Raw genomic sequence first — 14,418 nt, 5'->3', positions numbered from 1 at the left:
CCAATGGCCCAGAGCTGCTGCCCGACGAGCGATCTCGCCAGATTTGCGGCCACGCCTTCCATCGCGTCACCAGCGCAACAGGCGCCTGCCGAGGAAATATCCAACAGCCGTCACGATGGCGATCGCGATAGGATACCAGAGCAGCACGAAAAGCGGGCTGTCGTCCGTGCAGTTGGAGGCGTAGAAGGTCGCCGCGATGCCGCTGGCGGCAAGGCCGGCAACGGCGCCGGCCGCACCCGGCTTTTCCGGCGCGCCATGGCGCAGGGCGAAAAGGAAGCAGGCGAGCGGCCCGATTGACAAAAGTGGAATGAACGTCAGGCAGAAGCGGGCATTGTGCCCGATCATCCGCGCACTCCAGCTGTCGGCCGGCATGACGGCCATTTCGACGGCGGCGGCGGCAAGCAGCAGGGCAGGCGCTAGGAACAGCGTCCAGCCCCACAGCCGCAGCGATGCACCTGGCCGCCCGATGCGGAAGACGACGGCGCACGCTGTTGTGGCAAGTGCGATCGTCACGACGAACTTGAACAGGAAGCGAACGGTCTCCATCGCCGTGCCGATATCGGCACGAAAGCCGATCGCGGCGAAGAAAAGCCCGCCGCTGATGAGGATGCCCGCGATAACCGCCATGGTCAGGGCCTTGCCGATCCGCGTGCGGACCGGCGCGTCCTGCGCCAAAAGATTGATGAGGTCATCGGTTTTCACTGGTCTCACTCCGATACAAGGCCGCAAGCGCCTTCAACGCGCGGTGCAGCGCCACGCGCACCGCTCCTTCCGTCATCTTCAGCCGGCCCGCCGTTTCCCGCACGCTGCTTCCCTCGACGGAAATCGAGCGCACGATCGTCTTCTGCGGGTCTTTCAGCAGCTCCAGCATACGATCGACATCGAACCGGTCCAAGGCGTCGGTATGCTCTTCCGCCTTCAGGAAATCGATCACGTCGTCGATCGGTACGCTCGTATGCCGCCCGCGCCGCCTCAGGCTGTCGATCAGCTTGTTGCGCACGATCGTCGACAGCCAAGGTCCGATCGGGCGGGATGAATCCCAGGTGCCGCGCTTCAGATGGATGGCCAGCAGCACTTCCTGCACCACATCCTCGGCCTCGCTTACCGGCGCGCCCAGCTGGTCGCAGCGCCGGCGTGCCATGGCGCGCAGATGCGGCGTCACGGCGGTGAGGAAACGGTGATAGGCCTGCGCATCGCCGCCGATAGCCGCGCGCATCCAGACTGCCCATTCCTCTTCGCGCGCCGAATGATTCATCCGACATCTCCTCTACGCGGAACCGCAAGCTTTCGTTACCGGCAACGGCAACTATTTTTCAAGCCCTTTCATCTCTGCGACAGATTCTCCGCCGGATGCGTCTGCTACCCATGCACATGCCAGCGTCCCGCCACACCTGCTCGGCTATTGCCCGCCGCAGCAGATAGCCGGCACAATATGAATGACGCCATCTCGAAAAAAAATTCCGATGCGGCTGTAACATCCGCTCCAGACGCTCCGTAGACCTCGATGCAAGCCAATGACGGCTCGCGTCCATCTAGGAGACAGATCCATGAAGAACAGCATCCTCACCCTGGCCATTGCTGGCTCGATCGCCTCGGCACTTGCATCCGTCGCCGCCCCGGCTTCGGCCGCCGATACCAAGGAAAAATGCTATGGCGTCGCCCTCAAGGGCCAGAACGATTGTGCCGCCGGTAAGCATGATTGCGCCGGCAAGTCGACCATGAGCTACGACAAGATGTCCTTCAAGCTCGTTCCCACAGGCACCTGCACCTCGATGAAGACCCCGAAGGGCCACGGCTCGCTGACCCCGGCCTGATCCGAAACCGGATTGATCGTCAATCATCTCTCGTAAGAGGTTTGTCATGAACAAGATGTCCGCACTCGCCCTGGCCGCATCGGTCGCAACGGCGGTGACGCTGGTTGCCGGGGTAACGACAGCATCTGCCGCCGATGCCAAGGAAAAATGCTACGGGGTCGCCCTTAAGGGCCAGAACGATTGCGCCGCCGGCGCCGGCACGACCTGCGCCGGCACGTCGAAGGTCGATTATCAGCGCAACTCGTGGAAGCTGGTTCCCGCCGGAACCTGCGAGACGATCAAGACGCCGAACGGCCACGGCACTCTGGCGCAGGGTCCAGCGCCGGTCTGACAAGACGGCGTAAACACGTGGGCGGCGCAGCCTTTCACAAGCGCCGCCCCCTTCCGAACGCAAACCGCTTCGTAACTTTGCTGGAAATACTCTCACCCGGAGGCCTGCAATGAAACCGTCAGAACTTCCCCGCCGCGCCGGGGTCGGCTTCAAGCCGGAGCATTTTACCGCGATCAATGGCGCCACGCAGCCGATCAGCTTCTTCGAAGTCCATGCGGAAAACTATATGGGCGACGGCGGTCCACCGCATGCGCAGCTTCGCAAGCTGCGCGAGGATTATGCCGTGTCCATCCACGGCGTCGGCCTTTCAATCGGCTCAATGCAGCCGCTGGACCAGGATCATCTTGTTCGCCTGAAGATCGTCTGCGATCGCTACGAGCCTGAAAGCTTTTCGGAGCACCTCGCCTGGTCTACACACGATACGACCTTTCTCAACGATCTTCTGCCCCTGCCCTATACCGAAGCGACGCTCGCGCAGGTCTGCGCCCATATCGATCAGGTGCAGACAATCCTCGGCCGCCAGATGCTGCTCGAGAATCCGGCTACCTATCTGCTCTTCGAAGAAAGCACGATCGAGGAAACGGAATTTCTGGCCGAAGTCGCCAGACGTACCGGCTGCGGCCTGCTGCTCGACGTAAACAATGTCTTCGTTGCCGCCACCAATCACCAGATGGATGCACGGGCTTATTTGGGGCGCTTTCCTGTGCAATGGGTGCGCGAGATCCATCTGAGCGGTCATTCGGAAACCATCGACGATGCCGGCGCGCCGCTTTTGATCGACAGCCACGATACACCGGTGAAGGATCCCGTCTGGGCACTTTATGAGGAACTCATCGGGCGTACCGGGCCGATCCCCAGCCTGGTCGAATGGGATAATGACGTGCCCGAATGGCCGGTCTTGAGGGCCGAGGCAGAAGCGGCCGACGCCATTCTGAAGCGTGCCGCCGCACGCCGGGCAGCCTGAGGAGGGATCGATGTCTCTCGCCACGCAAAGCGAATTCGCCGCGGCGCTCATCGATCCAGCTCTCGCGGTGCCTGATGGACTGACGGCCTGGAACGGCTCACGACCTGCACGACGTTTCGGCGTCTATCGCAGCAATGTCACCATCGGCCTGATCGGTGCGCTCTCCTCGCGCTTTCCGGCAGCGGAAAGGATCGTCGGTGAGGAATTCTTCGCCGCCATGGCGCGTGAGTTCATCCGCCTGCATCCGCCGCGATCGCCGCTACTGCTTGCCTATGGCGATGATTTCGCCGATTTCATCGAGAGTTTCGAACCGACACGGGAAATCCCCTATCTGCCCGATGTCATGCGATTGGAAGCGCTGCGGGGACGGGCCTATCACGCGGCCGACACTGTGCCGCTTGATGCGGCTCTCGTGGCGACCATCGAACCGGCCGGCCTGGCGGAGTTGACTTTGGTGCCGCATCCTTCCGCCTCGGTGGCGCGTTCCGCCTATCCGGCCATCACCATCTGGGCGATGAACACCGGCGAAATCGAGCTTGCCGATATCGACGATTGGACGGGCGAGGATGCTCTCGTCATCCGCCCGCAGATGATCGTCGAGGTGCACCGCTTACCGCCGGGTGGTGCGACCTTTCTGGAAGAGCTGTTCTCGGGCACCGCCCTTGGCGAGGCCTATGAGAGGGCTCTCGCCGAAGCCGCCTATTTCGATCTTTCTGCCAACCTCGCCGGTGCGTTCACGGCAGGCGCTTTCATGGCCATTCGCTGAACGCCAAGAGGGAACGACGATGCAAAACCAGTTGATGACGGCCGCCCCGGCCGAACGTGAAACCGTGCCTCAAAGGCTCCATGACGCCCTGAAGCTTCTCGGCCGCATTCCGCATGATCTGATCGCGCTCATTGCGCGTTTGTCGATCGCCGCGGTCTTCTGGCAATCCGGCCAGACGAAGGTGGATGGGTGGCATGTGACCGACAATGCCGTCTATCTCTTTCAGACGGAATATAAGCTGCCGCTGGTCGATCCCTGGATCGCCGCACATATTGCCGCCTTCAGCGAGCATTTCTTCCCGTTCCTGCTCGTCATCGGATTGGCAAGCCGGCTGTCGGCACTGGCGCTGCTCGGCATGACCCTGGTCATCGAGATTTTCGTCTATCCCGATGCCTGGCCGACGCATGGCACATGGGCAACCTGCTTTCTGGTAATCATCGCGGGCGGGCCGGGGCGCATCGCGCTCGACCACCTGATTACCAGACGGTTCAGCCGCTCGGCCTGAGATCGGTCAGACGGGAGCGCTAATTATAAATGGCGCTCCATGATGCCAGCTAAATGCGCATTTTGATTTTGCGCATAACGTTGTTGCAAAACCGCAGTGGACTTCGCGCGGCTTGCCCTAGCGCAGGACGGGTTCGCCATGAAAGCGGCGACGCGACGGCTTCGAAACGCCAAAGCCCACCTCCATCATCAGCCGCGGCTTCTGCGTCGGCACGGTGCCCATATGGAAACCGAAGGGATCTTCAACAAAGCCGGAGCCGGCCTTGCCGGTCAGCGTCAGCGCGCTCGCCTGCCCATAATAATCGAGCACCTCGTTGGCCGGATGCCCCACAAGCAATGTCAGCTGATGCCGGACACGCCGGCGCTTGTGGCTTCCCTTGACGAAGACATGCGGGCCAGTGCCCTCATCAACATCGACGAGATTGAAGAAGAACTTCAGCATCCGCCAATCATCGAGATCGAAGTGGTATTTGTCGAGCGAGGCGAGGCTTCTGTCGGCCTCGGAAGCCTGCGTCGGGAAGCTCCACCAGATGCGGGTGGTGATTACCTTGGCCTGCCCGCCGAGATATTGGCGGGCGACATCGATCAGCAGCGGATCGCGCTGGACCGCCATGACAGCCTCGCAATCGAGCGAGCGCTCGAAGAAGTGTCCGCTTAGAAGCGGCCGTCCGAAACGACCCTCCGCTTGCCTATGTTCGCTTGCGACAAATTCGAGCTTCCTGTTGAAATTGCCGAAGCAGGCGGTATTGGCGGCGAATTCGGCGATCTCCCGATGAATATGGTCCGGCAGCATCAGGCTCGGATAGATGCCATCACTCCGCAGGGCGTTGACGATGGCGCTGCGATCGGCGTCGGCAAACATCGAGGTGCCGGAAACCGGAAGCCTGACGGGCTGCTTGGTGGCCAGCCAATGGATGCGCCGAAACGGCAGGGTCCTGGCCAATAGGAACATAGGCAGCCAGGCTGGATTCTCTTTGAGATCGGTCAGGTAAGTCGGTATCCTGACAGCCATACGCTTGAAGCGGCCGCCCTGCCGGGCGATGGACTCCAAGTCTTCTGCCGGGGGATTGTGCATAGCGATCCTTTCCACGCATTTTAAAAAATCCGCGACAACAGGCCCCCAACCCGCTGCCGATAATTCATTGAAACCTTAACATTTATTCGCTGTCACGAATGTCTGCTGCACTGCGGCAAATAGAAGTCGGCCGGCCTTGGTCAAGGGGTGAAAAATCAAAACCTGATTGAATCGGTAGAAATTCCCGCAGAAACACGTAACGCTTTTGAAAACGTTTAAGAACTCGCGCGGAGCGGTTGTTTTTAGAGGTCCCGGCAAAATTCGGCGCAACGGATCGCAAGGACGGCGCGCGGTGTTTGCCGTTGCTTAGGATAATGACGCTAGAATTTTGCTAGGAGTAAATGGAAGAGTAAAGTTGCAGATGGGGGATAGCGGCCTGTATCGGTCGCTATATCCCCGTCTTCTAACAGTCATATTCCTGTTCGCATTATTGGCTAAATGAGCGAGAAAACGTCAAAGAAGGCCCCTTAGATGACAGAAACGAAGACCTTTGAGCCGGCGGAAGGTATCGTCGATTTCGACGCGGGCGAGGGCGAGAGCCCAACCGTTGTGGAGATGGACGATTATACCAAAAGTCTCGCGCAGGCGAAGGCCAAGTCCGTCAAGCTGATCGACGCCATCACCGGTCAGGTGCTCAAGAAAAAAGATGCCGTCCATGTCGATGACCTCCGCCCCTCGCTGGCGGATTTCATGCGACTGAAGCATCCCGAGCTTCGCGCCGACGACTATATCAGCCGCAAGGTCATGGACGACTATCGCGCCCAATATATCGCCGAGTTGCTGACGGTCGAGCGCGGCGAGCTTTCCACCCTCGAGGACGAGGTCGTGGAAAGCTTGAAGACGCATGATACGCTGGCCGAAAACATCGAAGAGGATTACGAAGACCACCGCTCGATCGGCGACCGTATGGCGGATGGCGTCGCGTCCTTCGGCGGCAGCTGGACCTTCATCATTTCCTTCTGTCTGTTTCTCGCCGTCTGGATGATGATCAATCTCATCATGGGCGACAAGCAGGCCTTTGACGCCTATCCGTTTATCCTGCTGAACCTGGTTCTTTCAACCATCGCCGCACTCCAGGCGCCGATCATCATGATGAGCCAGCGCCGCCAGGAAGAGAAAGATCGCCTGCGCGCCCTCAACGACTACAAGGTCAACCTGAAGGCCGAACTCGAAATCCGCCACCTGCATGAAAAGGTCGATCACCTCCTCAATCGCCAATGGGAGCGCCTGACCGAGATCCAGCAGATCCAGATCGAGATGATGCTGGAACAGGCCAAGGCCGCCACCCGGGCGATCAAGGCCAACAAGGCGGCGAAGGCGAAAACCAGCGCGCTGAAGAACCTCTTCACCAAAGTCAAGGACCCCGATCCGGACGATTCCGTCAACTGACCGTGGACAAGCGAGCGGCTCTTACCCGGCGCCCCGCATAGATAGCTGCTGCGCGCTTACATTCTTCGCACCGCCCCTTGGCTGCCGCTCACGAGCGCGCTCCTTGCCTGTGCGCTGCTCCTTCCCTCGGTCGATTCTGCCTCGCGCCCCCGCCCAAAGGACGACCAACGGCCGGCGCCGAATATTGGAAGGGAAATGACACGATGAGATCGGGCGGGGAGCGAGCTTCTCGGCCCTTCCGTGTCAAACAAACTGCTGGGCCATATGTTATGGTTGGTCCAGCGCCACTTCACGGAGCCAACATCCAGCCAGCCAAAGCTGCGTTACCGACCTTCTTATAAGTATTGAACTGCTTCAGGCACGCCTTTATGCTCGGGCGTACCGAGCCGCGATCACGATAGACGTCGCGATAAGCGAACGTGCGTCGCAGTAGTTCTTTCAATATGCGGTGCCTTGAGGTTCGCTTTCCACAATGGTGCTTGTGGAAATGAGGATGGAACGCCGCCAAGTTCCCTCTCAGCGCTAGCTTGGGCATCAGGAAACATGAAGCGGACATTACGCGAAGGCATCAACGATGGAACTAGATTTTGCTCTGGCCTCTCAATCAGAGGACGCTGACGATTTAGCAAGAGAATGCCAGCGTCGCTTGCAGCCCATCATCAGCGAAGTCGTTCGAACTGCGGTTGCAACTGGATGGAGCGAAAGCGATATTCTTCTGGGGACGGTTGATGTTGCCTGGGCAGTGTATGAAGCACGCCGAAGCGAATCCGGTAGCCATTGATAGCGGAGCGACGATTGCGGATTCCGACGTGAAGCCGGCCGGCATTCCGATCAAAGACCGGCCGGTTTTCGACACTGAAGATTACCTCCTGGGTCAGCAACTTTTGGCATCGATACCTCGTGATGAGCGAGGGGATTTTGATGCCGGCAAAGAGAAGGCTAACCATGAGACATTTGCGACAAATGCTGCGGCTTGTGATCAGGCTCGGAACACTGACCCTGTTGAAAGTCCCGACAACGATTTGAAATTAATGGCAAAAGCAGGTGTCTTGCGGGGTCATGACCGACGTCGATCGTAACCCGGTAATATTACGGAAAGTCAAATCGATTTCAACAGCTTAAGCGCTTTCTCGACGGGGTGATTCTTCAATGCTTATGCACACGGTGAATCCACCATTCGCACGAGAAGAAGCGAGCCCGTCTTCTTCTGCTTTGCGAAAATCTCGGCTGACCCTTCATGCTGCTCGGCAGCGACCTTGGCCGGGTCCGGCGTCCCGGCGCAGCCAGCCAAATGTCTCTGCAAGGGTAAGCATGACGGCCCAATGACGATTGGTTAACTTGATCGTCTCGCCTCCGTCGTTACGAAGATCCACACCCATAGAAAGTCCTTTAAAGTCGAGATCACATTAAATAAAGTTCGGACGCGGTACGTTTGGCATGTTGTCGTAGGCCTTCAGTATGGTCTCCAACGGAGATAGGGCCTGGTCACGGTCCCAATAGACAATCTTCAGCCAGGTGGCCGCACATAGATATTGGCCGCTGCCTAACCAAGTCTGCTCAAGATTGCTCTGAAGCATCCGGCGCCCAGCCTCGAACAGTTCATCTGCGTCAAACTGGCCGCGGGCACGATGCAGGCAGAGAGCATAGCCGAATTCTCGCGGTTTCAGGATCTTTTTGAGAGAGAGCGGCTTTTCTCCCACCCAATGCTCATACATATCAATTCCGGCTTCAAAACCGTCATTATGCTCACCGCCCTGATAAGCGAAAGCCATATAGTCGTCCAATCCCGATTTGATGATTTCGTTGCGCGGCCAGGGACGACCTTCGAAGCGCCAAGCCGCTTCTTCGTAAACCCGGGCTTGATCCCAATGACCCTCATCATTCGCTGCGTCTTCCAGCCAGGTTCCTATTGCACGAGCCCAATGTAAAAGCGTGCGATGAAAATCATGATTTCCTCCAAATTTTTCGTCGCTCAGAATCGCTTTATCAAGCCACAGATTCGAACGGTGGATTATCGGTTTAATTTCGGCATGAAGGCCGGCTAGCCAATAACTTATCACATCGCTCAGATGATACTGGGCGATGTTACCCATTGGTTTATTCTGGTCATATTGTTGCTCTAGCAAGTACCGCAGAAGCGATCCATCTTCCTTCAGTTTATTTTGTCTGTTTCGAGTGGGATCGAATTTCATCATTACCTCAACAAGGTTGACCGCCGCAGAAACGTACCGGACGGAATTTCGAACACTACCTGAGCCCACGGTATTAGCGGTGAAGTTTCCGTTATCCAGGTTGAGCCAAGGCAAAGTAGGCCGCAGAATCCTCATCTCTTCCTTCGACCTTTGCGTCAAAGTATCTCTCATCCATCTCGCCGCTTAGCGCGCCGAAATCGAAACCTGAGACTGTTCACCGGCTGTTAACCGCTTAGCAAGCTGGTCATTCTCTGACAATATTAGCGGGGTCTCAATTCTACGAACACAGGCCCGCAATATCTCTTCGAATAGTCGTCGGGCATTATTCGCATCAGGGGCTTGTCGGAAGCGCTGGGCGAGATCTTCATTAACTGTAGATGGGCGCATCGAAGCTACTTTGTCATAAACGCCCTATTTTTTATTGTTCGATGACTTAAAATCCGAAATCATGTTCTCCAATAAAATCGAGGACATGCCAGGTATACCCTTGACGAGATCGGCAATGGCTGGCGTCAGCGGCGCAGATGTTGCGGCACTAGCAGCGCCCTTGAGCGCGCCCTCCCAGCTACTGACGCCACCGAGAATGCCCGCGCCGATCGTTTTCAGCAGTGCACATCCAGCGCCATCCGCGTTCCAATAGTCCATTCCAGCCTGATAAGGCACCTCGCCAGCGGTCGGCGCGCGGAATGATCGTGGATGCCCTGATCACACAACCAACAGAGACTGAAATTAAACTGCGGTTCGGTGCTCACGAAGCATGTTTACTGCTCTTCATACCTCGGATCCACTTCGAGCAAATCAAATAGCGGTTTCCAAAGCTGGCCATAGCTTGAAAATGAATCCTCGTCGCGCGCCTTGTCACGTGCTCGCCTCGCGGCCTTTACGAAGGCGTTGAAGCCCGATTTGCCTTGTTTATCGAGAACGATGAAATTCATCCCCTGCTCGTCTAGAGTTTCGTAGATTTCAGTCCTGAAGAGCTCGTCATCCGCATCGAATTCTTTGCGAATTCTCTCAACAAGGTAATATAGTCCGAATGTACTTAGAGGTAGCAGTACTTTTTTTGATATAATTATCGATCCCGCCATCTTTCACCTCATCAGAACAATTTTGCTTTTTTGGGCTGCAGATAAACCCCCTATCATATCCATTAACGTGCTACGATTCTTCTCGGTTAGAAAGCGTGTATCCAAAGGTACAATATCCGCCGCATCAATATGTTGCTTCAGATTTTCCGCGAAGCGCGAGAGGTTATTTTCGAAGAATTGGTTCGTCATCTCTGCTTGTCGGGCATTATTTGGCGTAAGCATAAAGTCGACAGTTTTCCCCTGATAGGGACCAGATTGAATAACGAAGTCGGCATTGCTTCCGCCTTCTGCTCTAGCAAGAGTACCACCTAAATAACTTTCCAGTTCAGCAGCTGCACTCGCTTCGCCGGGTTGTATTTTTCCAACGTCGGAGTCTATTACATTTAGACGTTTGAATGTTTCCAGATCAACTACGTCACGCAAGACAATTGATGTCGGGGCGTCATTCGATAGCACAATCGTATGAGCAGTCGAATTCGATGTTGAAGGCAGCCCCGAGAGTAACGCTTTCATGCCGTCATCTATAATCTGGATAGATCGACCCGTAGCTTGATCGATCACACCAATGATCTCATCGCCCTTGCGCAGAATGAGTTTGCCGGAAACCGCGGCGAGACCTATTCCATAACTGGCTCCGCCGATGGCGTCGCCGAAGGCAGCATCAGCCACCATAAGACCCATTTCGGAGAAGCAAACACTACTGCGCGCACAAGCGACGGCCGCCGAGATTGCGCCGGGCGCCACATAAAGTGTTGCTGTGCCGAGGCCTACCGCAGAACCAATACCTAAACCATTCAAGGTTATCTGCATTTCCTGTGCATCGCGCTGGTCAATCCCTTTGCTAACAGTATTGCGAAGAGCGACAATTTCCAAGTATTCGTCGTTCATCGCCTTGGGATCAATGCCCTGAGCAAGCAGCGAAGCTATGTAATCTGCTTGGCTCATCTTGTTTCGCTGTGCGTAGTAGCTCATTTCCGCATTGTAGGCGTGTTGCATCAAACGCATACAGATTATAGGACTGCCGTAATTGCAGGTAGAGACCAACTCGGCGCTTCTGAGCACATCAAGGGCATTCAGGCGATCAATGTCGCCTTGCAACTGAGACATTCTCGCAGTGTCGCACGTGTCTTGCTTGGCTTTACATGCCTCAAGGTCACTTTCAGCTTTTAGCTTCGCAGCTTTTTCGTCGTGATAGAGATAATTATACTGATACTGCGCAGCCCCATAGGAGGCACCTTCGCCACCGCCAACAGCGCCAGCGGCGAGAGCAGACAGGCTCTCACCGAGCAGAGAAGCAAGCGTCTGCTTGTCCTGATCGGATAAGGTGCTGTCCTTCAGCATACCCTTCACGAGATCGGCTATGGCCGGTGTCAGCAAGACTGAGGTTGCCGCACCGGCAGCCCCCTTGAGCGCGCCCTCCCAACCATTGACGCCGCCGAGAATGCCGGCGCCGACGGCGTGTAATAGTGCACGACCGGCTCCGCCCTCATCCCAGAAGGCGTGTTCTTCCGCAGTTTTGTCATTGTCTCGAAGATTACCTGCAATATCGCCCACCAACTCAGCCATGGTGGCTTGCGCCGCCTGAAAATCGGCCTGGTTCTTATACTGTTGGCGAAGGATATTCTGCAGGTCCGGCAGGCCGGGCAGCGAGGTATTGGTGTTCTCGGTATCGCGGCGGATCGTCCCGATGTCCTGCACCTGATGCGCTGGATCGGTGATCGTGATGCCGATATTGCCGCCGATGGCCGAATAGGCCTTGCCGGTCTCGTTTTCGCCGGCCTTGACGGGCGGAGCGATGGTGAGCCCGCTGGTGCCGATCCCGCCGCCATAGGTTTCGGCCTTCCAGGTCGAATGTGTATCGATATCGGCAACCGTCAGGGTGCCGGTGGAAAAGGAGTTCTTGTCCGTAGTTGGCTGGCTGGTAATCAGCCCGCCGACAAGCGAGGTTTGACCGCTGACATCGATGTTGAGTCCGCCGGTGCCCGTATGAATGCCCGACTGTTCGGACACGAGTACTGCATCGCCCTTGGCCTTCTGCACGGTGCCGGAGACGCCGGTGTTGCCAAAGCCGATCTGGCCGGAGATATTGAACTGGTCGGCCTTGGCCTTCTGCGTATCCAGCTGGCTTTCGATTGTCAGGTTCTTGACATCGACCGCAACCGAATTGCCGACGACCGTTGCCCCCTTCAGCGCGAGATCTTTGGTGACAATGGTGACATCGCCGGTGGGCTCTGCTCAAGCAGCCGACCGGAAAGTGTTTTATGTTCCTGTCTGTCAGGTCCGACATCGGCGGAGCTAAATAGCGCCCCCCTGAGTAGATTGACAGGAGGACAGCAGGCACCAGTTAATGCTTACTATATGGAAGCGGAGAATATGTTTCTCCGCCCTTCCGAAGCAAGTAAGCCGGTAGCCGAATGCTGAGAGACTGGAATCCTTCTCCGATTGTTTCGCTGTACAGCGGCCTCGGTGACAGCGGCCCGCCGACCTAACTGATTAAGCGCTCATAAGCCGAACTTCGTAAAGGTGATCGAGGAATAGACATCCGGCATCACGCCCTTCTATCTACAAATCACACGGTTGGCTGGCAGCCGGGGTTATCCGCAAACTGCTCATCGTCGGAGCCATGAGCCTGATCCGCTGGATCGTGCGCAAGGGCGCGTTGCCGGACAACTGGCTAGGAGACATTCTGGGCCGAAAGCCTCGAATGGTCGCGGCTGTCGCGCTCGCCAACAAGATGGCTCGCGTGATATGGGCAATGATGACGAGGGAGCAGAATTACAGAATGGCGTGATCCGCTGCCTTTCTCGAAAGGCAATGCGGCGATGCCTGGGGCTAACAGCCTCGGTGAGAAGATCGACTGATGGAAAGATGCCGAAAGGACTTCAATGTTCAGAATGGGGTAAACCAGTCCCGGTGCTCGAGCACAAAGCTCTCTGAACCGATGTGGCCCTGTTCTTCGAACTGCATCCCGGCCCGCGGCTACTCAGGCCACATAGAGAGGCCTGACACACGACCGATAGAATTCCTCGTTCGCGGAAAGCCGTTAAAAAAATCTTCTTGCCGGGGGCATCTACACACGCCCCGCCGCGATCCGTTGCACAGACCTGGAAGCTCCGCTTTGCAAGGTCGATCGCAAGGATATGTATTGCTGTCATCTGCCTCTCCTTCGTGAGCGCCACAACGACGCTGAGCGGGCATCATACGCCGATGCCGGACGGAGGGGGCATCCACCCCATCAGTTCAGGTGACGTAATATCTAATCCGTTGAAAAATAACGCTCATAGTAGATTATTGTAGTCATAGTTGTATTCCAAAACCTCCTGATAGCTCCAAATTCTGCCATCAATTCTATCAATATAAATTTGCTTTGATCCGGAACGTTCCTCGACGTCGGGATTAAAAGCTCTCTTGCTAATCCGAAATGCCCAGAAGACAGGGGGACACAATTCCATGGCCGCACTGCCAGCGAGCTGTTCATCGCTATCTTTCAGGAAGTCATCGGCAATCGCTCTTGCCTTCTCCTGCGGAATGTTCTCGTTGTCTCGGTACTCAATTGGAACGCTGAAGGAAACGACGTCACTCTGACGCAAACACGTTACGGCTGAAACGGCCTGCAGTCGTTGCAGGTCGACGCGCAGATATTCACGATAAACCTTCTGCCGGTCGATAAGCCCCGCAGTTGTAAACAAATTCAATCCTTGAAGACAGCCATGATCTCCGCCGACAGAAGACGTGAGATATATATCACAGATTTGTTTCAGCTTCTGGATCATGACTACTCTTGTTAAACTTTATTTGACCCAAGTTAGTCTGTCGATTTTATAAAAACTGCCCTACCGGTCATTTCTTTCTCCAGCGCACTTTTGGGTACAGAGTAACTAGACCCTGCGCCGAGAGGCCAAGGATCACGTATATAGGCCGTATTGTTCGAAATGGAATCGACTATTATCGCATGCGGTTGAACGCTTCCCGGCACCTTCACGGTAACTATTACTCCATTGCCTTTGGCCAGGGCATCTGAGATAGCGCTGGCCGTTGTCTCGCTTGCAAAAGTCGCATTTCCCCGGAATCCAAGCTGTTCGAGCGCTTGAGGTACACTGGATAGGAAGGCACCATCGCCAGAATCCCCAAGAGCTTGTCGAATGTATGCTTCCGGCAATTCGATGTTACTACCCATGCTAACGCAGGCAGAAACGCACGAAGATAAGCATGACGGCCCAATGACGATTGGTTAACTTGATCGTCTCGCCTGCGTCGTTACGAAGATCCACACCCATAGAAAGTCCCTTAAGGCCGAG

The 14,418-nt window shown here is 56.3% G+C and carries 17 protein-coding genes; 8 read left to right on the top strand and 9 right to left on the bottom strand.

What is annotated here, in order from left to right:
- Positions 1-66: 66 nt before the first annotated feature.
- Both FHT85_RS25640 and FHT85_RS25635 read right to left on the bottom strand, forming a co-directional pair.
- On the bottom strand, positions 67-702 hold the full coding sequence (locus FHT85_RS25640) for an NrsF family protein (protein WP_112410524.1): 636 nt from the start codon (positions 700-702) through the stop codon (positions 67-69).
- On the bottom strand, positions 689-1,255 hold the full coding sequence (locus tag FHT85_RS25635; protein WP_112410523.1) for a sigma-70 family RNA polymerase sigma factor: 567 nt from the start codon (positions 1,253-1,255) through the stop codon (positions 689-691). The genes FHT85_RS25640 and FHT85_RS25635 overlap by 14 nt, the downstream gene beginning before the upstream one ends.
- 292 nt (positions 1,256-1,547) lie before the next feature.
- Between FHT85_RS25635 and FHT85_RS25630 the strand changes: the two genes are divergently transcribed.
- From FHT85_RS25630 to FHT85_RS25610, 5 genes are all read left to right on the top strand, one after another.
- Positions 1,548-1,814 carry a DUF2282 domain-containing protein gene (locus tag FHT85_RS25630; RefSeq protein ID WP_112339617.1) on the top strand — a complete coding sequence of 89 codons (267 nt, stop codon included), beginning with the start codon at positions 1,548-1,550 and terminating at the stop codon, positions 1,812-1,814.
- A 46-nt stretch (positions 1,815-1,860) separates the two neighbouring features.
- Positions 1,861-2,145, top strand: a complete 285-nt coding sequence (locus FHT85_RS25625) for a DUF2282 domain-containing protein (RefSeq protein ID WP_112410522.1) — start codon at positions 1,861-1,863, stop codon at positions 2,143-2,145.
- Positions 2,146-2,254: 109 nt separating this feature from the next.
- Entirely contained in the window at positions 2,255-3,109 is an 855-nt protein-coding gene (locus FHT85_RS25620) for a DUF692 domain-containing protein (protein WP_112410521.1), read from the top strand.
- Between the two features lie 10 nt (positions 3,110-3,119).
- A complete protein-coding gene (locus FHT85_RS25615) occupies positions 3,120-3,875 on the top strand; it encodes a DUF2063 domain-containing protein (RefSeq protein ID WP_112410520.1) in 756 nt (251 codons plus the stop codon).
- 19 nt (positions 3,876-3,894) lie between these two features.
- Positions 3,895-4,380 carry a DoxX family protein gene (locus FHT85_RS25610; RefSeq protein WP_112410519.1) on the top strand — a complete coding sequence of 162 codons (486 nt, stop codon included), beginning with the start codon at positions 3,895-3,897 and terminating at the stop codon, positions 4,378-4,380.
- A gap of 117 nt (positions 4,381-4,497) precedes the next feature.
- On the opposite strand, the gene FHT85_RS25605 is transcribed toward FHT85_RS25610, so the two are convergent.
- Positions 4,498-5,454 (bottom strand): phytanoyl-CoA dioxygenase family protein, encoded by a 957-nt coding sequence (locus FHT85_RS25605; RefSeq protein ID WP_112410518.1) that lies wholly within the window; start codon positions 5,452-5,454, stop codon positions 4,498-4,500.
- Between the two features lie 471 nt (positions 5,455-5,925).
- Here FHT85_RS25605 and FHT85_RS25600 point away from each other — a divergent pair, with 471 nt between their 5' ends.
- Positions 5,926-6,843: a DUF1003 domain-containing protein gene (locus tag FHT85_RS25600; protein ID WP_112339623.1), complete on the top strand. Its 918-nt coding sequence runs from the start codon at positions 5,926-5,928 to the stop codon at positions 6,841-6,843.
- Between the two features lie 746 nt (positions 6,844-7,589).
- On the top strand, positions 7,590-7,922 hold the full coding sequence (locus FHT85_RS25595; protein WP_162709629.1) for a hypothetical protein: 333 nt from the start codon (positions 7,590-7,592) through the stop codon (positions 7,920-7,922).
- 327 nt (positions 7,923-8,249) lie between these two features.
- On the opposite strand, the gene FHT85_RS25590 is transcribed toward FHT85_RS25595, so the two are convergent.
- From FHT85_RS25590 to FHT85_RS25575, 4 genes are all read right to left on the bottom strand, one after another.
- Positions 8,250-9,206 (bottom strand): hypothetical protein, encoded by a 957-nt coding sequence (locus FHT85_RS25590; protein ID WP_210293870.1) that lies wholly within the window; start codon positions 9,204-9,206, stop codon positions 8,250-8,252.
- Positions 9,207-9,446: 240 nt separating this feature from the next.
- Positions 9,447-9,680: a hypothetical protein gene (locus FHT85_RS25585; protein WP_112410516.1), complete on the bottom strand. Its 234-nt coding sequence runs from the start codon at positions 9,678-9,680 to the stop codon at positions 9,447-9,449.
- Between the two features lie 116 nt (positions 9,681-9,796).
- A complete protein-coding gene (locus tag FHT85_RS25580) occupies positions 9,797-10,120 on the bottom strand; it encodes a hypothetical protein (protein WP_112410515.1) in 324 nt (107 codons plus the stop codon).
- A gap of 3 nt (positions 10,121-10,123) precedes the next feature.
- On the bottom strand, positions 10,124-12,130 hold the full coding sequence (locus tag FHT85_RS25575; protein ID WP_409527352.1) for a hypothetical protein: 2,007 nt from the start codon (positions 12,128-12,130) through the stop codon (positions 10,124-10,126).
- A gap of 613 nt (positions 12,131-12,743) precedes the next feature.
- On the opposite strand from FHT85_RS25575, the gene FHT85_RS30630 reads away from it, so the two are divergent.
- Entirely contained in the window at positions 12,744-12,911 is a 168-nt protein-coding gene (locus FHT85_RS30630; protein ID WP_409527351.1) for a hypothetical protein, read from the top strand.
- A 487-nt stretch (positions 12,912-13,398) separates the two neighbouring features.
- Here FHT85_RS30630 and FHT85_RS25565 read toward each other — a convergent pair whose 3' ends face one another.
- Positions 13,399-13,893 carry a hypothetical protein gene (locus FHT85_RS25565; protein ID WP_112339010.1) on the bottom strand — a complete coding sequence of 165 codons (495 nt, stop codon included), beginning with the start codon at positions 13,891-13,893 and terminating at the stop codon, positions 13,399-13,401.
- A 32-nt stretch (positions 13,894-13,925) separates the two neighbouring features.
- Entirely contained in the window at positions 13,926-14,342 is a 417-nt protein-coding gene (locus FHT85_RS31025) for a cysteine peptidase family C39 domain-containing protein (protein ID WP_409527354.1), read from the bottom strand.
- Between the last annotated feature and the right edge of the window lie 76 nt (positions 14,343-14,418).

It is taken from the genome of Rhizobium sp. BK312 (genome assembly GCF_014193605.1).
Classification (GTDB): Bacteria; Pseudomonadota; Alphaproteobacteria; order Rhizobiales; family Rhizobiaceae; genus Rhizobium.
The sequence above is the reverse complement of the archived record's forward strand: the minus strand, read 5'-3'. Positions and strand labels throughout refer to the sequence as shown.